Source organism: Dyadobacter sp. Leaf189, assembly GCF_001424405.1.
In the GTDB taxonomy this organism is placed as follows: Bacteria; Bacteroidota; Bacteroidia; order Cytophagales; family Spirosomataceae; genus Dyadobacter.
The window spans coordinates 503,264-523,586 of the sequence record NZ_LMPS01000005.1 but is presented as its reverse complement, the minus strand read 5'-3'; the positions used below and the strand labels follow the sequence as shown (position 1 = coordinate 523,586).

At 47.2% G+C, this 20,323-nt stretch carries 24 protein-coding genes; 11 read left to right on the top strand and 13 right to left on the bottom strand.

From position 1 onward, the window contains the following. Nucleotides 1-85: 85 nt before the first annotated feature. Entirely contained in the window at nt 86-1,453 is a 1,368-nt protein-coding gene (locus ASG33_RS16560) for a glycoside hydrolase family 140 protein (RefSeq protein WP_056287580.1), read from the bottom strand. Nucleotides 1,454-1,542: 89 nt separating this feature from the next. Here ASG33_RS16560 and ASG33_RS16555 point away from each other — a divergent pair, with 89 nt between their 5' ends. Beyond that, nucleotides 1,543-3,159 (top strand): M81 family metallopeptidase, encoded by a 1,617-nt coding sequence (locus ASG33_RS16555; protein WP_082489278.1) that lies wholly within the window; start codon nt 1,543-1,545, stop codon nt 3,157-3,159. A 2-nt stretch (nt 3,160-3,161) separates the two neighbouring features. Here ASG33_RS16555 and ASG33_RS16550 read toward each other — a convergent pair whose 3' ends face one another. The 6 genes from ASG33_RS16550 to ASG33_RS16525 form a co-directional block, all read right to left on the bottom strand. Further along, nucleotides 3,162-3,392, bottom strand: a complete 231-nt coding sequence (locus ASG33_RS16550; protein WP_056287578.1) for a hypothetical protein — start codon at nt 3,390-3,392, stop codon at nt 3,162-3,164. Then, nucleotides 3,389-4,666, bottom strand: a complete 1,278-nt coding sequence (locus tag ASG33_RS16545) for a S8 family serine peptidase (protein ID WP_056287575.1) — start codon at nt 4,664-4,666, stop codon at nt 3,389-3,391. The genes ASG33_RS16550 and ASG33_RS16545 overlap by 4 nt, the downstream gene beginning before the upstream one ends. 33 nt (nt 4,667-4,699) lie before the next feature. Continuing rightward, nucleotides 4,700-5,113 (bottom strand): DUF6157 family protein, encoded by a 414-nt coding sequence (locus ASG33_RS16540; RefSeq protein WP_056287573.1) that lies wholly within the window; start codon nt 5,111-5,113, stop codon nt 4,700-4,702. A gap of 75 nt (nt 5,114-5,188) precedes the next feature. After that, nucleotides 5,189-6,505 (bottom strand): serine hydrolase, encoded by a 1,317-nt coding sequence (locus ASG33_RS16535; RefSeq protein WP_056287571.1) that lies wholly within the window; start codon nt 6,503-6,505, stop codon nt 5,189-5,191. 182 nt (nt 6,506-6,687) lie between these two features. Next, a complete protein-coding gene (locus tag ASG33_RS16530) occupies nt 6,688-7,452 on the bottom strand; it encodes a methyltransferase domain-containing protein (protein ID WP_056287568.1) in 765 nt (254 codons plus the stop codon). Nucleotides 7,453-7,463: 11 nt separating this feature from the next. Further along, a complete protein-coding gene (locus tag ASG33_RS16525) occupies nt 7,464-7,919 on the bottom strand; it encodes a YMGG-like glycine zipper-containing protein (RefSeq protein ID WP_056287566.1) in 456 nt (151 codons plus the stop codon). A gap of 320 nt (nt 7,920-8,239) precedes the next feature. Here ASG33_RS16525 and ASG33_RS16520 point away from each other — a divergent pair, with 320 nt between their 5' ends. Next, nucleotides 8,240-8,968, top strand: coding sequence for a hypothetical protein (locus ASG33_RS16520; RefSeq protein ID WP_056287563.1), 729 nt, complete (start codon nt 8,240-8,242; stop codon nt 8,966-8,968). A gap of 57 nt (nt 8,969-9,025) precedes the next feature. Then, on the top strand, nt 9,026-9,658 hold the full coding sequence (locus ASG33_RS16515) for an START domain-containing protein (protein WP_082489277.1): 633 nt from the start codon (nt 9,026-9,028) through the stop codon (nt 9,656-9,658). Between the two features lie 13 nt (nt 9,659-9,671). Here the strand turns inward: ASG33_RS16515 and ASG33_RS16510 are convergent, their stop codons facing one another. Further along, on the bottom strand, nt 9,672-10,277 hold the full coding sequence (locus ASG33_RS16510; RefSeq protein ID WP_056287561.1) for a dihydrofolate reductase family protein: 606 nt from the start codon (nt 10,275-10,277) through the stop codon (nt 9,672-9,674). 126 nt (nt 10,278-10,403) lie between these two features. Beyond that, nucleotides 10,404-10,559 (bottom strand): hypothetical protein, encoded by a 156-nt coding sequence (locus ASG33_RS25825; RefSeq protein ID WP_157474823.1) that lies wholly within the window; start codon nt 10,557-10,559, stop codon nt 10,404-10,406. Between the two features lie 258 nt (nt 10,560-10,817). Here ASG33_RS25825 and ASG33_RS16505 point away from each other — a divergent pair, with 258 nt between their 5' ends. Continuing rightward, a complete protein-coding gene (locus tag ASG33_RS16505; RefSeq protein WP_056287558.1) occupies nt 10,818-11,240 on the top strand; it encodes a nucleotidyltransferase substrate binding protein in 423 nt (140 codons plus the stop codon). A 2-nt stretch (nt 11,241-11,242) separates the two neighbouring features. Next, nucleotides 11,243-11,575, top strand: a complete 333-nt coding sequence (locus tag ASG33_RS25615) for a nucleotidyltransferase family protein (protein WP_082489276.1) — start codon at nt 11,243-11,245, stop codon at nt 11,573-11,575. Here the strand turns inward: ASG33_RS25615 and ASG33_RS16500 are convergent. Next, nucleotides 11,533-12,504 carry a bifunctional helix-turn-helix transcriptional regulator/GNAT family N-acetyltransferase gene (locus ASG33_RS16500; protein WP_056287556.1) on the bottom strand — a complete coding sequence of 324 codons (972 nt, stop codon included), beginning with the start codon at nt 12,502-12,504 and terminating at the stop codon, nt 11,533-11,535. The genes ASG33_RS25615 and ASG33_RS16500 overlap by 43 nt on opposite strands. Before the next feature lie 145 nt (nt 12,505-12,649). Between ASG33_RS16500 and ASG33_RS16495 the strand changes: the two genes are divergently transcribed. Continuing rightward, nucleotides 12,650-13,258: a helix-turn-helix domain-containing protein gene (locus ASG33_RS16495; protein ID WP_082489275.1), complete on the top strand. Its 609-nt coding sequence runs from the start codon at nt 12,650-12,652 to the stop codon at nt 13,256-13,258. Nucleotides 13,259-13,324: 66 nt separating this feature from the next. On the opposite strand, the gene ASG33_RS16490 is transcribed toward ASG33_RS16495, so the two are convergent. After that, entirely contained in the window at nt 13,325-13,681 is a 357-nt protein-coding gene (locus tag ASG33_RS16490; RefSeq protein ID WP_056287552.1) for a SnoaL-like domain-containing protein, read from the bottom strand. Nucleotides 13,682-13,970: 289 nt separating this feature from the next. Further along, on the bottom strand, nt 13,971-15,191 hold the full coding sequence (locus tag ASG33_RS16485) for an alpha/beta hydrolase (RefSeq protein ID WP_056287550.1): 1,221 nt from the start codon (nt 15,189-15,191) through the stop codon (nt 13,971-13,973). 346 nt (nt 15,192-15,537) lie between these two features. Here ASG33_RS16485 and ASG33_RS16480 point away from each other — a divergent pair, with 346 nt between their 5' ends. Further along, on the top strand, nt 15,538-16,614 hold the full coding sequence (locus tag ASG33_RS16480; RefSeq protein WP_056287548.1) for a spore photoproduct lyase family protein: 1,077 nt from the start codon (nt 15,538-15,540) through the stop codon (nt 16,612-16,614). Nucleotides 16,615-17,088: 474 nt separating this feature from the next. After that, on the top strand, nt 17,089-17,442 hold the full coding sequence (locus tag ASG33_RS16475) for a hypothetical protein (protein WP_229238684.1): 354 nt from the start codon (nt 17,089-17,091) through the stop codon (nt 17,440-17,442). A gap of 6 nt (nt 17,443-17,448) precedes the next feature. On the opposite strand, the gene ASG33_RS16470 is transcribed toward ASG33_RS16475, so the two are convergent. Next, nucleotides 17,449-17,718, bottom strand: coding sequence for a SymE family type I addiction module toxin (locus tag ASG33_RS16470; RefSeq protein WP_056287545.1), 270 nt, complete (start codon nt 17,716-17,718; stop codon nt 17,449-17,451). Between the two features lie 151 nt (nt 17,719-17,869). On the opposite strand from ASG33_RS16470, the gene ASG33_RS16465 reads away from it, so the two are divergent. The 3 genes from ASG33_RS16465 to ASG33_RS16455 all read left to right on the top strand — a co-directional run bounded on the left by ASG33_RS16465 (nt 17,870) and on the right by ASG33_RS16455 (nt 20,310). Beyond that, complete coding sequence (locus ASG33_RS16465) at nt 17,870-18,079, top strand: helix-turn-helix transcriptional regulator (RefSeq protein WP_082489274.1); 210 nt, start codon at nt 17,870-17,872, stop codon at nt 18,077-18,079. A 90-nt stretch (nt 18,080-18,169) separates the two neighbouring features. Then, the gene (locus ASG33_RS16460; RefSeq protein ID WP_056287540.1) at nt 18,170-18,820 is read left to right on the top strand and encodes a hypothetical protein; all 651 of its coding nucleotides are present in this window, start codon (nt 18,170-18,172) and stop codon (nt 18,818-18,820) included. Beyond that, nucleotides 18,820-20,310 carry a class I SAM-dependent DNA methyltransferase gene (locus ASG33_RS16455; protein WP_056287537.1) on the top strand — a complete coding sequence of 497 codons (1,491 nt, stop codon included), beginning with the start codon at nt 18,820-18,822 and terminating at the stop codon, nt 20,308-20,310. Before ASG33_RS16460 ends, ASG33_RS16455 begins: the two co-directional genes overlap by 1 nt. Nucleotides 20,311-20,323: the final 13 nt, after the last annotated feature.

Sequence of the window (20,323 nt, the reverse complement as noted above, 5' to 3'; positions counted from 1 at the left end):
CTGCCAAGCCAAAAGGGCGCTCGTAGTGGTATTTAGTCATTTAGCAGCCAACCTTTTGCACGCGGTTCAACCGTCCACCCCTTTTTCAGGGCTTCGGATAATTCTTTGAAGCATCGTCGAGCACCAGCACCCAGTCTTTCCCATAGCCGGAGTCAGGAGGAGTAAACTTGTTGATGATTTTGCTATCCACCTGCCCGGCATCTTTGATCTTGCCATTCCTGGGATCAAACCAGAATGCATTCAGCTGGTTACCTGTGATCTTCCCGGGATTAACTGAGAAAGGTTTGCCGGTGGCGGTATAAATGAAAAGGTAATCCTTTCCACGCGTCGCCTGAATGCGCTCGTAGGCGGGCAGGTCGCTTTCAACTACAATGGACTGGTCGGGCACGCGATCGGTTATCGGCCGCGATTCGATCAGCTTTCTCACATATTTCATTTCGTTAGCGCCGGGCAGGTCCATTGCCTGCTGCCAGAACACGTGCGGATTGTTGACAGCTTCCCGGTTGGGCGCGTACATCTGCCAAATATCGTGACAGCCGTAAGTGTGCCCGAATGCACCCGCGAACAGATCCAGGTACGCCGATTTACGCACATCGTAAGCGTTGGAAATACCTAATTCCTTTGCATTGAAACAAACGGGATGATCTTCATAGATTGGCTCGCCGTCGATTACCGGCTTGATCAGCTGCCTGTCGTAAGAGCGTTTGATATTGTTGTAAACCTCCGCATCGCGGCAATGCCCTGTTTGGAACATATTGAAGTCGAGCCACTCGTCCGCGTGAAACCATTCACTCGCTCCTTCCCGGTTGGGCTGCGGGTGATAGGTCATCATCACTTTGTCGGCGCCACCGCCACCGGCTGTGATACCCGCCGCCATAGCCCGCCATATTTCGGTATCGCGGGTACCTGCTCTCGGATTTCTGTCGCCGCCGAGTACCCAGATCAGGTTCTTGCGGGTTTTATACCGGTTACCGAGCCATTTTCCATACACTTCTGCATTGGATTCATTGAAAACTTCCGGCCCTTTTCCCCAGGTGGATTTAAATACCTTATCTCCCCAGGTTGGCAGAAATGCAATGTTTATTCCAACTTCTGCGGCTTTGTCAATGATAAAATCCACGTGCTTGAAATAGGCTTCATTGGGCTTTGTGGGATCATTGTTAACTAAAGGCCGCTCGCCGTAAGGGTTAGGAACTTCAAGCCCGTCGAACTCTGCCAATGCAACTGCCTGGATCACCGTAAAACCCTGCGCCGCACGCTTTTTCAGATAATATTCAGCATCCTCCCGGTCGAGCCGGTGAAATAGCTCCCAGGCGGTATCGCCCAGCCAGAAAAATGGTTTGCCCTCTTTCATCAGGTACCTTTTATTGGTACTGACAGTAAAAGCCTGCCCGGAAGCAGTGAAGCAGATGAAAAGAAAGAAAAGGGTCTGGGAAATGCGGGATAGCCTCATTGGTCGGCGGGCAGAGATATAGTTCAACGCTTTTTTGCTTATGTTTAAACAAAATAAAACCCTTAATCCGGTTTGTTAAAATTTTATATATGAAAACTACACTTTTCGCGGTTTTTTCTTTGCTACTCGGCGCATTTCAGCCACTTTCTTCTACGTTAACCAGGAGTTTTGATGAAGAAAAAACGAGTACTGAGACAACCCGCATTTCCGTCGTTCCGAAAGCGGCGCCCCGCATTGCTATTGCCGGGCTGGGTATCGAATCCAGCACTTTTTCACCCGCATTAACAACCGAAGAGGCTTTTCACGCCCGCTATGGCGACCAGGTTTTCGCAGCCTATCCATTTATGTCCCCCGATTCGGGTATCCGCCCGAAAGCAACGTGGCTTCCTGCATTGGTTGGCAAATCGCTGCCTGGTGGCGCGGTTACGCGTGAAGCTTATGAGTCTCTTGTAAAACAAACGCTTGAATTATTAAAGAAAAATGCGCCCTACGACGGACTTTTCTTCGATATCCACGGCGCAATGAGTGTGGTAGGCCTGGACGATCCGGAGGGCGATTTCATTGTCCGGATCAGGGAAGTAGTAGGTACCAAAACGCTCATTTCAACTTCAATGGACCTGCACGGCAATGTATCCTGGCGTTTGGCACAAAACACCGACCTGATTACCTGCTACCGGATGGCGCCGCACGAAGATGCCATGCAAACCAAAAAACGCGCAGTTGTGAACCTGCTGGACAGACTCGAAAGCGGCAAGGGAAAACCTGCATACAAGGCGTGGATTCCCATTCCTGTTTTGCTGCCAGGCGAGAAAACATCAACCCGCATTGAGCCCGGAAAGCGGATTTATGCAGCAGTTACCCCAGCTTCCATGCAAAAAGGGATCATTGACGCGGCCATGTGGGTAGGTTATGCCTGGGCCGACGAGCCCCGCAACCACGCGGTGGTAATGGTGACCGGCGACGACAAAAAGGCTGTAACAAGTACCGCTGAAAAGCTTGCGAAAAGCTTCTGGGATGTGCGGAAAGAATTTGCATTTGTAGCACCGACCGGCACATTGAAAGAAGCACTGGACAAAGCTGTTAACAGCGACAAAACACCTTATTTCATCAGTGATTCGGGCGATAACCCGACTGCGGGCGGCGCGGGAGATGTAACGTGGACCATTACCGAGATTTTGAAAAGACCGGAGTTCCAGAAGGAAAATGGCAAAACGCTTATCTATGCTTCCATTCCAGGCCCTGAGCTGGTTGCGAAGGCAGTGGAAGTTGGTGTGGGTGGCCAAATTGATGCATTGGCCGGTGCGAAAGTAGATTCCCGCTTTGCTCCGCCCGTGCGCTTGAAAGGAACCGTAACGGCTATCGAGCACGGCGACCGGAATGCGGAAACGGAAGTAGTTGTAAAGGTGGGCAGCGTGAGTGTGATCGTGACGAAAAAACGCAAGCCTTATCATAAGGAAGCTGATTTTACAAGACTGGGATTAAACCCGCGCAAGGCGGATGTAGTAGTTGTTAAAATTGGTTACCTCGAACCGGAGCTTTACAACATGCGCGCAGACTGGACGCTGTCACTTACACCAGGCGGCGTGGACCAGAACCTGGAAGGTCTGGAATACAAGCGGGTGAAAAGACCGATATTTCCATTGGATAAGGATATGAAGGAGCCCGACTTGAAAGCCAGGCTCGTTCCATCCTCAGACAGTAAATAACATTATTGAACCGGAGCATCAGGCGGCGCAATGTGCGCCGGCCTGTCTTCGGTCAATGAGACCACTTCCTTATGCCCCCGGAGCTTATCGATCACCTGATCCTCGGCCTGGCCTGTAATTACGCCAAACTCGAACAGGTTGGTGATGGTAAGTCCCTCCTCACAAAGTTCGTCCGCAACAGTCTTCAAACTGCCCCGGTAAGTCTCCGAAATGGTGATTACAATGCTTTTCATACGATCGGATCGACAGGTGCGATAGCTAATCCAACTCCTACATCCACATTAGAGATCGGCAGCCTTTTTGCGAGGTTGCGCAGTTCAGTCATAATCTGGTAAGGAGTCGCGTTTGGTAGTTTTTCCCATAACAAACCAGCCAACCCGGCCACGTGCGGAGTCGCCATGCTTGTTCCTGAAATGGTTCGGTAGCGCATCGGCATGGGCCAGCTGGAATATATCTCCACGCCGGGACCTGCTATATCCACTTCTCCGCCATTAGGGTTGATCTTACGGTTTGAGAAATCTGCGACGTTCAGGCTTGAATCGAGCGCGGCAACCGCCATAATAGACGGACAATCTGCCGGGCTGCCCACTGGATTGAACTGGTTCATTGAGCGGCGGCTCTCATTTCCGGCAGCTGCAATGACCACAGTACCTTTTGAAAGTGCATATTGCGCTGCTCTCTCGTAAGCCACATCATAGCTTTGGCCGGGAAATACACGTGAGCCGAGCGACATTGAAATTACATTGCATCCATTGTCGGCAGCCCAGGTCATCCCGTTCAGGATCCACGCCTGCGCACCGCTTCCTTCATTGCTGAGTACCTTGCCTGCATATATCTCGGCATTTCTTGCCACACCATAACGCATTCCGTTCACATCCACATTGCCGCAGGCACTTCCGATGCAGTGGGTTCCGTGGCCGTGCATATCCTCGCCGGATTCTTCCGGTACAAACGAGTTTACAGTAATGTTCCTTCCGGCAAAATCGGGGTGGCTGGCGTCGAAGCCGGTATCCAGTACAGCGATTTTTACGCCATTTCCGGTATATCCTGAAACCATTGCCTGCGTTACATCTATCCCCCAGGTGGAGGGGACATTCAGCACTGCGGGTATTTCGTCGGGTACATATACCACCTTCTCGGGTGCGATGATGTAGCTGGTTGCAGAAGCTTCCAGTATCCGGATCTGGTCTTCTTCTGCGCCGACGAGCGCAATGCCGAGATCTTCGTAAATCAGCGCGTCGGCACCATCGAGGCGGGTTTCGTCAACTGCCGTGCGCACGAACTCTCTTGTGTTGGCAACCGAAAACCCGCATTCAGATTTCAGAAAGCTGGTTGCTCTTGAAGAAGCAGCAACTCCTTCCCTGAAAATCACGAAGTACCTGCCGGTGTAAAGCGGCTTTTCGTCGCGGTTTTTGTCGTAAACCTCCCTGACGAACTTCTCGAAGGCTTCCACCCGCCCGGTGTTGTCGGGCAGGAATGTTTGTTTCCCTAAAACAGGCTTTTTCATTTATTATGTAGTTTGTTGAAGTGTAATGAAGTATTATCTGCTTGATTTCATCGCCTTGACTTTTTTCAGTGAACTGTCGCTGGCCAGGGCTTCGTACTTAGGGGATTCTCTGCCGTAAATCGCTATTTTCCCTTTGGCATCATTGTGAATGCCCCAACCATAGCGCTTGGCAAGTGGCGAGGCGCGCATGCAGGCCTGGCCTTTTGAAAAGAACATCTTTCTTGCACCTTCCAGCTCGGCCTCGGTCAGGTCATTTTTTTCAGCATAAATTCGGAACAGCACATCGTCAGACGTGAATTTGTATGGATTCTGGCTGACGATATCAAATGCAATGTTCGCCACAGTGCGCTTATCTCCCTTTACCGGAGGCACTTCTCCCTCCACAGCCGGACAATCCTCGGCCACTTCGATGAATGTGTTTTCGTAGTTTGTTGTATGTACTTTCATATTGATGATGTGGTTTTATCAAAAATAAAAACGATGAGTGACAACCCTATGTCAGCAGGCTTCACAACCAAAACATTATTCTTTACGAAAATCGAACACGCCGCCTCCCTGCCGTAACAGCATTTTCTTTTCCGCCGGGATGAATTCCATGGATAGTCCGCCAGCTTCAAACTTAAACTTGTCTTTATCTGTCGGTTCGAGCGTGAAAGAAGGCTGCCCGCTGCCCTGCGCCGTGAGTACATTCCCTGAACGGCTTACTGTTATTTTGATCGGGATCTGATTGCTCGCGTAAACGCCCGTATACTTATCGAAATCGGTCGGATCGGGGCTGTATGTTTTGAATTCAGGAATATCAACTGACTTTCCGTACACTGCGCTCAGCATGGCGATTGCCACATTGTTCGGCTGAATAACGGACCCGTTTGTAACATATGAATACGCGATTTTATCATCCGGAAAATAACCTAACAGTGATCGAAAACCGTCAATACCGCCCGTATGCCCTAAACTCTTCTTTTCATAAAATGGGATTTGAAATAATCCCATTCCATATCCGTCGCGCATGGTCCTCATTTTTTCCAGGCTTTCAGGCGTGATCAGCTTACCGCCAAACAAGGCTTCCGCGAATTTCGTCAAATCTGTTGGTGTGGAAATCAGCGCGCCTGCTCCCGCCGGAACGGACATATCCGTCTCTGGCTGCTTCACCCATTTGCCCTGGTACTCATAGGAATAACTCTCATTGTCCGGATTGATTTTGCCACCCAAAGCTGTATGGGTAAGTCCGGCGGGTTTGAAGATCTTCTCATTCAGCAATGTGCCGAAAGGTTTTTTATTGACCTTTTCGAGAATGTAGGTGAGCAGCAGATAATTGGAATTGCTGTACGCGGCTTTGGAATCGGGAGTAAAATCGCTTCCGCCTTTCGTTACGATCTCTACCATTTCGGCTTCGGTCTTCTTTTGCGTGTTCCATTTAAGGTAATCAGCGCCGTCGGTAAAATTGTGGATCCCGCTGCGGTGGCTTAGCAGATGCGCAATGGTAATCTGGGGAGCATTTTTAATGCCGGGGAAATACTTGTCGAGCGTTTCAGTCAGGCTCAGCTTTTTTTCTTCAATGGCCTTGAAAACAAGTACCGACGTGAATGTTTTGGAGATAGAACCAATGCGGTACCGCGTATTTTGATCGGGTTTTTTCTTCGTTTCCACATCAGCGAAGCCTAATGTGCGGCTGTACACCACATTTCCATTCTGAGAAATTGCAACGCTTCCCATGAACTTGTCGTTTTTTTCAAGCGCATCGAAATAGGCGTCCAGCTTTGTTTTATCAATCTGCTGCGCAAATGCGGGTATCGACGCGAGGAAAAGGAATGCAATGTAAAATGCCTTACGGATCATGTAGAAGTGGTTTTGTTGTTTATTGAATATACTTTAAAATCAGGAAAGCGAAAAATGAGACACAAAGCAGCTGTCGCGATAAGCTCAGCGATATTAGCACGTACCTATCTCGCTGTGCGTCGCCAGGATCATTGAGGTGTTAAATGCTTTTACCACTAATAATAGGCAAAGCGATCCAACGATCAAAAAGAAGCTTCAAGGATAATCCTTTTGAATGGATAAAAAACGGGTTGCTTGGGAAATGCAGCATTCAGGCTGTTCTTGTATTCTGCAATGAACTGCTCGCGCGTTTCTCCTTCCAGCCTTTCGAGGTACGGGATTATTGCAGTGCCGGAAACAAACTCGAACAATGCATTCGCATCCTGTAAAACCATCGGATAAATCTTCTCAAAAACGGTCATTTGCCGACTTCTGTTTTCAAAGAGAATCTGCGCATAGTCCTCAATATCAAGCACGGGAGATTGCCTTACCCAGCCCTGCAATGCACTACTGAAAGGTTCTTCTACGGCAAGCTCGTTGAGTATTCTGTTGGAAATGTTGTGATTTTGCGCGGGCAGCTGGATTAGCAACTGTCCGTTCTGCCTGATTCTGGCGATCATATCGGCGAGGAGTTGTGCATGATTGTCAACCCACTGTATCGCAGCATTGGAGAAAATGATGTCCCACGTTTGGCCAATCTGCAATTGCTCTTCAATGGAGCGACGTTCAAAACTCAGTTTAGGCCGGCGAAATGCGTCGGACATATTCAGCATTTCCGGGGAGGAATCAATGCCGAAGACATTTGAATTGGGAAGCTTGTCGGCGAGCTTACGTGTAAGCTCGCCGGTGCCGCAACCCATATCTATTGCATGCAGGCCTGGCTTGACCCTAACCAGCTCCAACAAATCGTAAAAAGGGGCAAAACGCTCTGATTTAAATTTGTTGTAGGTGTCGGGATTCCAGGCCATGATGTTTGAAATTATTGTCTGCTCTGCTTCTTCTTCTTTTCGTGGTCAACAATTGCGCCGGTACCCAGACCAACACCTGCACCTATCAAGCTGCCCACCAGGGCGCCTTCCGCGCGGTTTTTGTTGATGATCGCGCCGGTCACTGCGCCGGTACCCGCTCCTACCACTGCACCTTTGGCCTTGTGGTTCCATCTGGATTTTTTCTGAGCGGCGGGTTGGGGTGCCTGATTAGCAGTCGCAACCATTTGCTGCTCTTCTTTTACCTGTTCTTCCTGGCGTGTCTGTTCTTCTTTTTGCTGCGCCATAACGTTGTTCATAGAGTCGATGATCGCCTGCTTTTCCATTGCAGTTTTCATTGAGTCAATGGTCCTTTGCTGGGCTTTCAGCGCCACTTCCTGCTGCTTAGCACTATTGTTACATGCAGACAAAACGGAGGCTGCGAGTAACACTGAAACTAACGATTTCATGTTTTTATTGGATGGTTCTACGGGTATATTGATCTAAAATCATGCCACCGTTAGATGCCCACGGTTTCCAGGGAATCTGGCCCGTGAACCAGCTCTTAAATGGCGAATATCTCTACAAATGCAGCAGCCAGGTCGTGAATTGTGCCTTTGAGGTCAGGTAAGAGGCCCATTTCTTATACCCGCGTTATCTTAATGAAAAAATGAGCCGGTCAGAGGAAGTGAGATGATCAGTAAATGCAGATAATTATTATCTTTAAAGTACAAAGCGCATCCCCGGAACATCCATTCTTTTGAAATCCGATCACCTAACCATTTCAATTATGAAAAGGTATGCGCTCATTTTGTTACTGGGGCTGATTTTTTCCTGCAAAAATGAAAAAGCCGACCCTGAAATCCCGGCAGGGGTTTTGTCTGAAATCATTCAGGACGGTAAGGTACAGACCCGCTTCGAATATGGTGACGGCAGGGTTGCCCGCATCCTTGGTTACAGTTCCTGCGATACTCCTTATGAAACCAGCGAGTTTAGTTACTCCCGGGGCCGGATCAGTTCTATTCGTAAAGGAAGCCGCGGAATGTACTCTTCGTGGAACGGCGCGCTGTGCGACCCCAATGGGAAGTTTGACTACCAGGACTACACAGTCGAGTATAACGCGGAGGGACACCGAAGCAAAGTGGTTGGTAAAAACCTGACCGCAGATATCGAATATACCGGCCGGAATGCGCGTGTGAGTGTGCTGTACCATGCCGAAAAGACAAGGCGGCTAGATCTTTTCAAATTTGATGATCATGGAAATGTAATCGAGCGACAAAATGGTGCGCCAAACAGTGTCGGACCTTCGAGGTACGAATATGACAAGCATCCGAACCCGTTTGCCGGACTGAACACGAATGTTTGGCCTGATCCTTTCACCTCTCCAAACAATGTAATCCGCGCATTTGACTACAACGGTGACCTGCAATGGGAGCGCAAGTTTACCTACGATTCCGCCGGCCGGCCCCTGACCTGCGATGAAGGCAACGGAGTGCGAATGGAATTTCATTATCGCTGATCCGACGCACTGAATGCAGTTTCGTTGTAAGTTTGCAGCTCCTCTACAAGCTTGGTGATGAAAAATACTGTTTACCTGATCATTCTATTTGCGTTCATCTTTTGCGCATTTCAAACTGCAAATGCGGAGGAAAGCTGGAAGTTTGTAACTGAAAAAGAGGGGATCAAAGTGTATGCGAGAGAGGTACCCGGCTCGCGGATCAAGGCGTTGCAGGTACAATGCAAGGTTAACGCGCCTACCGCGGAGATTGTGGCATTGCTGATGGACGTGGATGCGGCAACCGACTGGGTATCTCATACAAAATCATGTAAGCTGGTGCGCCGGGTTTCTGCATCTGAACTCTACTACTACTCCGAAATAAGTCTGCCTTGGCCTCTCGAAAACCGCGATTTCGTTGCAAGGATATCGTTCTCGCAAAATCCGGCAACAGGTATAGTTACTGTGGATGCGCCTGCGGTCGGCGGAATGGTGCCCGTAAAAAAGGGAGTTGTGCGGATTTCCAAATCGACCGGAGTTTGGCATTTAACTCCTTTGAATGCGAAGCAAACGCAGGTTCAATACACATTGCAGCTGGATCCCGGCGGCGCAATTCCTGCTTGGCTGGTTAACTCCCTCTCGTCGCAAGGCCCGATCGACAGTTTTATGAATATGAAAAAGCGGCTTGCCAGGGCCGCCTCTTCAGGTAACTAGCAGCACGAATCAGTTATTCGCCTGCATTCCCAAATTCCACTTCACCATCAGCCTCGTAAGTAGCCAGGATCACACCTTTGGTTGAAACGGTATGCCTGGTCAGTTTGAAATTGCCCGGAACAGCTCCGTCGCAAAAAAGCTTTTTGCCTTTTCCTAAAATGATCGGGTGGATAAAGATATTCATCTGGTCGATAAGACCGTGTTCCATCAACGAATGGATGAAATCGGCGCTGCCCCACATTTGCAGATCGGGACCATCGCTGGCTTTTAGTGCTTTAACCTGCTCAACTGCGTCGCCATTGAGGAATACTGTACCCCTCCAACTCCCCTCCTGCCGGGTGCGGCTGGCTACGTACTTCTTTACCTGAGTGAATTTCTCGGCAATCGGACCCGTTTGCGCCGGCCAGTATGGTTCCCATATCTCGTAAGTAACACGCCCGAGCAGCAGGTCATAAGGCTGCATCATAATCTCCATCAGGATTTCATCCGAGATGTCGTCTGACTTTTTAGCTACCCATCCTCCCAGCTCGAAACTGCCCGTAGTATCCTCCCCAGGGCCGCCCGGTCCCTGGATCACGCCGTCGAGGGTCAAAAATTCATTGATGATGATCTTTCTCATGTTGTCTGGCTGTTTAAAGTTTCTTCAAACCTGATGATGCAAAGCTACATGCACTTTCACAAAGAGCCGGGCGGGGAAAACGACATCTATAAGGGTGGATTGCGACAAACATCGGAAAAGCAATGCTCATTTACGATAACCTTCCACTTCACGGAGCAACTTCACCGATTTCAGCACGGGATCCCATTCTCTTCCATTGAAGATCAGCCTGAACCATTTATTGTCCTTGTTTTCGTATTTGATATTAAAAAACAGCCAGATTGCAACAACTGTAAATATCAATGTGACTGCCAGATTCAGGCCTTCCGATCCTCTTCATCCCGGCAGTACGCATTCGCTACTTTGTAAATGATGCCTTTGTTGGCCTCAATCACATTGAGAAAATTGGTTGCGTCGCGCGGAAGATGCATGGTTGCTTGCGTTTGTTATGGTTTAAAGTCAGATTAAGAGACTGTTTACCAATTATTCGCGGTGGTGGCGTGAATGTCACGGGATTAAAGGAAATTTATATTTTTGAACTCATTTCTAAATTCCACTAAAATGCGAATCGATACCACATACTACGAAAGATGCATTGAAACACTTGAAAAGGCATACTCTCTGCTTTTAAAAGCTGATCCAGACGAGATTGACTACGACATGTACCGATCGGCCAGTGTAAAGGAATTTGAGATTATTCTTGAACAGAGCGGAAAGCTTCTTAAAAAGGCTCTGAAACCATATTTTCACTCAACAAAGGCAGCTGATCAGCTTTATTTTAAAGACATTTTCCGAAACGCGGTACTACGTAGTTTGATCGATGCCGAAACATGTGAACGCTGGCTTAAATACCGTGATAACAGAAACAACACCGCACATGATTACGGAGTCAATTTTGCGGAGGAAACTTTACGCATTCTGCCCGAGTTTATCAAAGATGCGAATCATTTAGCAAGTGTAATACGAGAAAGTAAGGGAGAATAACGATGATAATCCGACAAAAAGATCTTGAAGCGCTGCGGCAAATCTTTGCTTCCATGGACACTCCTCTGGACGTTTGGGCGTACGGAAGTCGCGTAAACGGGACCGCACACGAGGGGAGCGACCTTGACCTGGTTGTCCGTTGCGAAAATTTGACAAGATTAGATCCTGATGTTTTCTTCGATCTTAAAGATAAAATTCGTGAGAGCAACATTCCTATCTTGGTAGAGGTTTTGGATTGGGCCAGGATACCTGCCAGTTTTCAGCGTAACATCGAAGAGAAATATGAGGTAGTTTATGAAGGTAAACCTGTAGTATCAAACCTCAACTCCATTTGAATATTAGCCCGCTCGTACGGCGTTGGCCTCCCTGTTACTTTCTTAAACCCAAGTTTGTGATACAAACTGATTGCAGGTTTCAAAATCGTATTGCTTTCCAGGTATAACGCATTTGCGCCCAAAGATTTGGCCTTTTCAATCGCTGCATTTCCGAGCTTCCAGCCAATGTTCAATCCCTGTGCTTTTGGAGATACGGCCATTTTTGCCAGCTCAAAATCATAATCCGGATCATCCATTTTAATCAATGCGCACACGCCGACGGGCTCGCCTTTGTATAAGGCAACCAGAATGGAGCCGCCACGATCTAGAATATACGTTTGCGGATGGTCGAGTGATCTGTAATCCGCCTCTTCCATTTTGAAGTAGGCTGAAATCCATTCCACATTTAAATCACGGAAAGCAGATTGATATTTCGGTTCATAGGGAACAATCTCGACAGCGCTGCTTTCACGCAGTTTACGCTGTTCGCGTACGCGCTGGAAAAGCGACTTCTGTTCCAGCAAAAACTCCCATTCCTCTATTGCCTTCCAAAGATCATGGTTCGCTTGCGCAGAGAGCTCCTCCACAGCATTGTTCACGTCTTCATATTGATACTGAATCTTCTCAATAATCTCCCTCCCCATCGCGGAAAGCTGCACCACATTACGCCGACCATCTGCCGCATCTTTCTTCTCGATCACCAAACCCTTTGTCGCCATTTCCCGCACAATCTTGCTTACCGAAGGCTGCGAGTGTCCGATCTCCGCCGCGATGTCCGTAATCGTCACATCATCCCGCTCCGACAATACGTAGAAGACTGGAAACCATTTGGGCTGCATATCGATATGATAGAGGTTATAAATGGAAGACGCATCGTCCGTAAACTTAGCGGTCAACATTCTCAGTCGGCTACCCAGCGCCATTTTACCCGTTCTTTTAAATATATTCATACTGATAATAACTAATTACATAACTGATTATGCAAATGTAAAAGTTTGATGGATTTTTGTAACATATACTTAACCTTTTTTTTACAATTCGTACAAATGCCGCAGAAAAGCCGCAATCAAATCGTATCTTCTAACCTTACATTTGATGCAAACAACTTTACAGATGAGCACATTAACAATCGCCGATCAGATCAGGACTTTGCGTAAGAACAGAGGTCTTTCACAGGAAATGCTTGCTGAAAATGCCGGCATTAACCTGCGCACTTTGCAGCGCATTGAAACAGGAAATGTTGAACCCCGCGGCGAAACGTTGCGTATGCTGGCACAGGCGTTGAATGTTACAATGGAAGAGCTGATACCAGTTCAAGTCTCAGCTACCGTGCAAATTGAAGAAGATCCGGGATTTTTGAAATTGATGAACCTGTCCGCCCTGACATTGTGGTTTATCCCTTTCGGAAATATCTTCATTCCGCTTGGACTCTGGATTTACAAGAAAAACAAAGTACATGGTGCAAATGAGTTGGGCAAGCGCATTCTCAATTTTCAAATTACGTGGACAGTATTCACCTACGGTTTGGCATACCTGATCATTTTCCCAACATTCTATGAGGAGTTCTACATTGATCCATTTATAATGCTCGCAATAATGCTGGCGCTATTCCTCGGCAACACGATTTTTATAATCGTTACACACAGCAAAATTGTGAGAGGCGATGAGAATGTATATCCATTTAGCCTGAAACTAATCAGCTAAAAAAGAAGTGATACAGGTACGAGAAACCTGCATCACTTCTGGCTTATTCGAACTTCGATTTAAAGCTTAATAAAAGAACTGCTCGGAAATGATTTTCCCATTCTGCACTTCATACATCATGATCTGGTTCATCTGAATCCGGCCAAAATCTTTTAAAGTAATATCCGTCTCCCGCGCCACAGCGAAGTGATTGCCTGTGACAATTGGTGCCGAAGTATAAGCCCGATGCCCAGCAGTGATCTTGCTAATAAACTCCTCCCCCTTCCTGCGCACATTTGCGAATCCTTCGGCATAACCCAGATAAGGCGAATGCGGCGGATCAATGCTCTTCACATTGTCTGCAAAAAACTCATCCTGGATTTGAAACCATTTTTCTTCCTGCGCAAGCTCGTGATAGCGGGCGGCGACTTCCTGTGTTGTCATTGTTTGATGTTTTAGGTTTGATGAAAAGCAGGAGTGGATGTGCGTTATACTTAAAACTTTAATTCCATTTGAATATTCGCCCGCTCATAAGGCGTCGGCCGTCCCGTCATCCTTTTTAATCCCAACTTCTGGTACAAGGCGATGGCTGGTTTCAAAATCGTGTTACTTTCCAAATAGAGCCCTTCGCACTCAACTACCTGGCTTTTTCAATTGCTGCGTTACCCAGCAGCCAGCCGATATTTTGCCCACCAAACCCTTCGCCGCCATCTCCTTTACGCTTTTTAAGGCTCTATTTTTTCAATGCCGCTAACTTTTCCCTCGTTTCCGGATGATCTTCGATCGCGAGAGACTTTTCATACTGCGCAATCGCAGCGGCTTTATCCTTTCTTGAAGCGAAATAATCGCCGTATGAATCAAACACATTCCAGCTGCCGGGATAATTGACGGTGTTCAATTTGAAAAATGCATCCGCCATCACATCATGCTTTTCCTGCATCGCCTGGTAGCCGAGAGAGTTGACCATTTCTTCGGGCGGGAGCACCGGATAGCCCATTTGTTTGGATACATTGTGGTAATGCTTCACGATGTTCTCCGGAAATGCCGCGCCGTCTTTTTCAAAATCTGAATCGCTGAATTTTAAATTATAAAAGTCAAAAATGAACCGAAGACCATCGTACTCCGTAATCAGCGGTGCCGAACTGTGCGTATCCTCAGCGTAAAACTTGCTTTTATACCGAAGCCCGGTTTGCGGATTGGCTTTGATGTATCGATCAAGATCCACAATAGAGCGAATGTGCCGAGAGAAAGCGCCGGCATCCTTCACCGCATTCGCGAAAGTAACGCCCTCGCTCAGCGTATTGGCAATGCCCATATACAGCGCAACCTGATTGTACCTGGTCGCACGAAGTGCCTTTTTTGTCGTTTCCAAAAACTTCGCATGATCAAACCACATGCTCGGCTCAATGCAGATAAAAGAATTAAAAAGTTGCGGCCGCGTAATCAGCGCATTCATCACCACCAGTCCGCCGAGCGAATGCCCGATCAGCATTTTATAAGGCGCCGTCGGGTATAGCGAATCCATTTGCGGCATCAGCTCTTTTTCAATAAAATCCAGAAACGCATTGCCCCCACCCGTCTGCCGCACAGTCGCACTGTCCATAAAAGGCGGGTCCACCGAGGCCTGGTTCGGCGTCATATCCATCCTCCGGTTCCTATTCCGTATCCCCACCACAATCATCTGCGGCACAACCATATTCCCATTCACCGAGCTCAACTGCTGCACCGTGCCCACCACCGAATTAAAATGCGACTCACCGTCCAGCAAATAAATGACTGGATACCTCTTCCTGGAATATTGCCCATCGCCACCATCCGGTACGTGCACCATTATCTCGCGGGTTTGATTGAGGATTTTGGATTGAATGGTATCAATATGGCCGACTTGGATTGGCGTTTGGGCGGATGCTAATGCTGAGATGAACAGCAGGAATGCAGGTAGAAAATATTTCATGGTCAGCCGATGTATCAGTTTCTTATATAAGCAAATTTTTCGTTGAAATACTCTATGGTATTGTTCAAACCCTTATTTGTCATGCTGAGCGCACCGGGCCGCCGGGCGGTCGAAGCACGAGCTAGCTCACCCGCTTTTCATCATCTTACAACAGCACTACTATTTGCCCAAAGTACATTGTTAGCGACCGCATCTGCCCTTCGACTGCGCTCAGGGTGACAAAAGTGAGAGCAGGGACCTACCGACCTTTGTCATGCTGAGCGCAGTCGAAGCACGAGCTAGCTAACCAACCTTCTTCTAGCCCTTGGCAAACTTTTAATACCAAAAACCGCCAAACACTACAACTATGCTTCATCAAAAAACCATCACCGACCTCCTCACCATCCACAAAATCTACATGGAACCCTCCGTCCCCACTTACGAGCGTGGCCGCGAGATCCTTGCCAAATACCCCGACGCCGAGCGCATCGAAGTCGATTCTCACTGGAAAATTCCCGAGCTTTTCGGCTTCGAAGGTTCCGTCGATGATTGGCTTTGGAACAAAAAGAATGTACTTATCCTCGGCGCAAAGAAAGGTCTGACCTGCCGGCCCAATACCCGCAGCTCGCATTGGGTGGCGCCTTCTCAGTCCAATGGATGCACCATGTCGTGCTCGTATTGCTACGTGCCGCGGCGGAAAGGTTACGCCAATCCCATTTCCATTTTTGTAAACATCGAGCAGATCATGGGCTACCTCACCCGCCACGCCGCCAAGCAGGGCGTCAAAGCCGAGCCCGACGCCATCGATCCGGAATATTGGGTATATGAAATCGGCGAAAATGGCGATTGCTCGGCCGATGCGGCCATTTGTGATAATGTGAAAGACATGATCAACCTTTACAAAACGCTGCCCAATGCCAAGCTGACTTTCGCCACCAAGTTCGTCAACCGCGAAATGCTGAGCTACGATCCGCAGCGCAAAACGCGCATCCGGTTCAGCCTCATGCCGCATCAAATGTCCAAGCTCGTCGACGTCCGCACCACGCCCATCAGCGAGCGCATTGCCGTCATGAACGAGTTCCGCGAGGCTGGTTATGAGGTCAATGTAAGTTTCGCGCCAGTAATATACTACGAAGGCTGGCTCGACGACTGGTACGCGCTTTTCGAGGAAATGAACCAGGTCCTCGACGAACAAACCAAAGCCCAGCTCGCCACCGAAATCATCTTCCTCACCCACAACGACCGCCTCCACGACGTTAACCTAGCCTGGCACCCCAAAGCCGAAGAAGTCCTCTGGCGGCCGGATATTCAGCAGGTAAAGTACAGCCAGTCGGGGCAAAGGAATGTGCGGTATAAGAATAATATCAAGCGGGAGATTGTTGGGGAGTTGGTAGAAGCAGTGAAGACGCAGTTGCCTTATTGTCAAATACGCTACGCTTTTTGACTTGTCACCCTGAGCGGAGTCGAAGGGCGCTACCAGCTGGGCAACCCGCTTTGTCATGCTGAGCGGAGCGGCCGCCGCTGCGGTCGAAGCATCGTGCACAATGCTTCTTACATGTTTGGTAGCGGTGCCTGCCCTTCGACTCCGCTCAGGGTGACAAGGGTAGGTGGTTGCTGCCGCATCTGCCCTTCGACTGCGCTCAGGGTGACAAATGAGGGGCACAACAACAATTTAAGCAAGTAAGCCCGTCCCCATCTCACCTTTGTCATGCTGAGCGGAGCGGCCGCCGCTGCGGTCGAAGCATCGTGCACAATGCTTCTTACATGTTTGGTAGCGCGGTGCCTGCCCTTCGACTCCGCTCAGGGTGACAAGGGTAGTAACTTAGCGTTATTACTAGCTTTGTCATGCTGAGCGGAGCGGCATAGCCGCAATAATGCCTTTCTTTGGTGCAGCCTCCTCGTAGCGGCCGTTTTGCTCATGCCCCGAATTGGTGGCGCAGATCGCCTCTGGCTCAATGGTTTGTACGAAGCATTTTGCATTATCATCGTCTTCCCGGCCATCGTCTTCCTCGGTGCCGGCGGCGTGGCGCGCAGCCCGGCCGAAGCCAAAATCTGCAAATTCCTCGGCGACCTTTCCTATCCCTTGTACATGACACATTACGTGCTCGTCTATTTCCACGTCGCCTGGGTGAGCCGCCACAAAGGCATCACATTATCCGAAGCCTTCCCCGCCGCCCTGCTCACCTTCTCCGGCGCGATCGTGCTGGCGTACATCAGTTTGAAATTTTACGACGAACCCACCCGGGCCTGGCTCCGCAAAAAGCTGAAATAGCGAAGCCTAAGAAAGTACCTCACTGCGCCGCGACCGTCGTTTCCGAACCGGCGCAGGTTCCGGCTCCGGCACCGGATTAAGCGTAATCTCCAATTTATCCCCCAAACACCGCACCGTCACCTCATCCCCACATTCAAAACCGGCATCCAGCAGCCACTTCCCGCAAAGCCTGATCTCCGGCATCACCACATACTGATGCCAAGCCCGCGGCACATATTTGCTGTAAACTGTTAACTGCCTTTCGGAGGGCGAAGAAGATTTTTTTTCGTGTGTCATAGTTTGAAATTTAGAACGCAATACTACTATAAATAGTAATATTTACAAACTAAATATACATAATATTACAATTTACATACAAAATAAGTGCTTGTAAACTTGTGTATTTTTTATATTTTATTTACACGATATAGCTATAAATCAGCATCTCGTGCCAAAAAAGCGTCTAAATCGGATAAAACTTGTACTTGTAGAGAAAGAGAAGTCTGGCAAAGACTTAGCCATACATTTGGGCAAGACTGAAACTACGGTCTCTAGATGGGCGCGAAATGAGATTCAGCCTACGCTTGAAACGCTGTATGAAATTTCGGTTTTTTTGAAGGTTGATATTAGAGAGTTGCTTGTAAGTACTGCCAGTTAAACAGAACTAACCACTAACTCAATATTTTTATCACCCATAAGTATACAACAATGTTCAAGCCTTTACTGGTAAACCTTATCTACCAGAACTATGTACATAGAAAACAACTACATCGGAAGCATTCAACGAGCTTACACATTAATGGATGATGGCAATTCGCATGATAGCGATAGATTGAATCCAATTCACCAATACATCGGAGAGCAACTTTCAGGGATCTTTAATGAAGACAATTTTACCGTTATTGCAACAGAATACAGTGACGTCGAAGGCGCATATTACACGAAAAGTGTTCCAATTGTAGTACTCGATGGGAATGATACAAAGCTGTGTGTTGGTTTCAAATTCGTTACCAGCAACTTTCTACAAAATGCAATTAACTACTTCCAGGGGTTGCTTGGAGAGTCAGCAAACATTCAAACCAACAACATAAAATATGCATTTGTCTTCATTATTCCTCGAAGGATCAGGTATCGACGAAATGGGGGACAAATAATTACCTATCAAAACTTTAAGACAAGCCATCTTCAAAAGTATGCGAATTTGTATCAGCTCGCAGACTTCGCACACAGACCAATATCCATTGGTTGCATTGTGATCGATATAGACTATGAGACCGGCATTATATCACCAGCAGACTTGACAAATACCTTTACGGAAGCTTTCATACCAATCTTCAATCAACATCTGTCGATGAGAGCGTTTTTCGACAAGCTAACCCAATTTAAAGACAGCTTATAGTGGCATCACAATTTAGAACATATAATCAGCAAAAACTTCAAGGCCAAATCTACACATCCGACTGGATAGTCGAGAAAATATTAGACAACATTGAGTTCAATAATACTAAAATCCTAGGGAAACGTATCCTAGACCCTGCTTGTGGAGATGGTCAGTTTCTCGTTGAAATTGTTAAAAGGATTATCGGGCTCTCTGAGACAAAGGATCTTAAAGAAAATCTTTCATACGTACATGGCTGGGACATTGATCCTAATGCAGTATCCGAATGTAAACGCAAACTTGATTCAATTTGCAATCCGCTTAACTTATCAGTAAACTGGAATCTCAAAGTAATCAACTCTATTGAACAACTTTCTTATTGCAAGGACAAGGCACTTGAACAGAAATTCGATTATATTGTCGGAAATCCTCCATACATAAGAATCCAAAATCTCGAACAATCTTCGCGTTCATTTATCCGTGAAAACTACGACTTTTGTAAAAAAGGAAATACAGATTTATATGTAGCTTTCTTTGAACTGGCTTTGAATTTACTATCTACGGATGGAATCGCAGCTTATATAACTCCAAACTCATACTTTTCGACGATAACTGGGCTTAAACTTAGAGAAACTCTTGTTTCGAAAAAGTCATTGATAAAAATATCGAACTACGGCTCAATTCAATTGTTTAGAAATGCAACAACTTACTCAGCGATTACTATTTTTGGACTAAAACCTAGGACATCCTTTATATACGAGGAAGCTTATTCTAAATATGATCTGCTTAGCACAGAAATTCCTATCGACCGTTTAACTGGCTGCAAGACCTGGGCACTCCCTTGCTCCGCCTTAGTTAACGAACCTGGAATCAAATTAAAGGATATATCAAAGATTCAAGTTGGAATTACAACATTATGCGACAAGGCTTTTATCTTTGAGATAAAACAGCTTCATTCGACTTATTCGACCGTAGCTACAAAACTAGGAGGTACTGTTAAAATAGAATCTGCAATTCTACGCCCAATAATAAAAGCATCAAAGTATAAAAATTCGTCTCAGGAACTGACTGAACACATTCTATTTCCCTATGAGAAAATTGGATCAGATTACAAAATTATACCAGAAGATAAACTCGCAAAATTATTTCCAGCGGCTTACAATTATCTGCTGAGCATAAAACCTGTTCTAGATAAAAGGGACAATGGAAAACCCAACAAAGTTGCGTGGTACGCTTATGGACGAAATCAGGGGATAAATATAATGAACGGAAGTAAAATTATTTTTTCGCCTATGAACAGATATCCTAATTTCGTAATCTCACATCACACGGATGCCTTATTTTATTCCGGATATTGTATTCTTTACGATGGAAATATAGAACATCTAGCGAAACAGCTAAATTCAGACCGAATGTTTGAATTTATCTCTGCATCCAGCCGAGACCTTCGCGGTGGATGGAAGGCATACAACAAAAGCATAGTTGAGGAATTTACTATGCTGCCCTCATAAATCTCTCCAACTA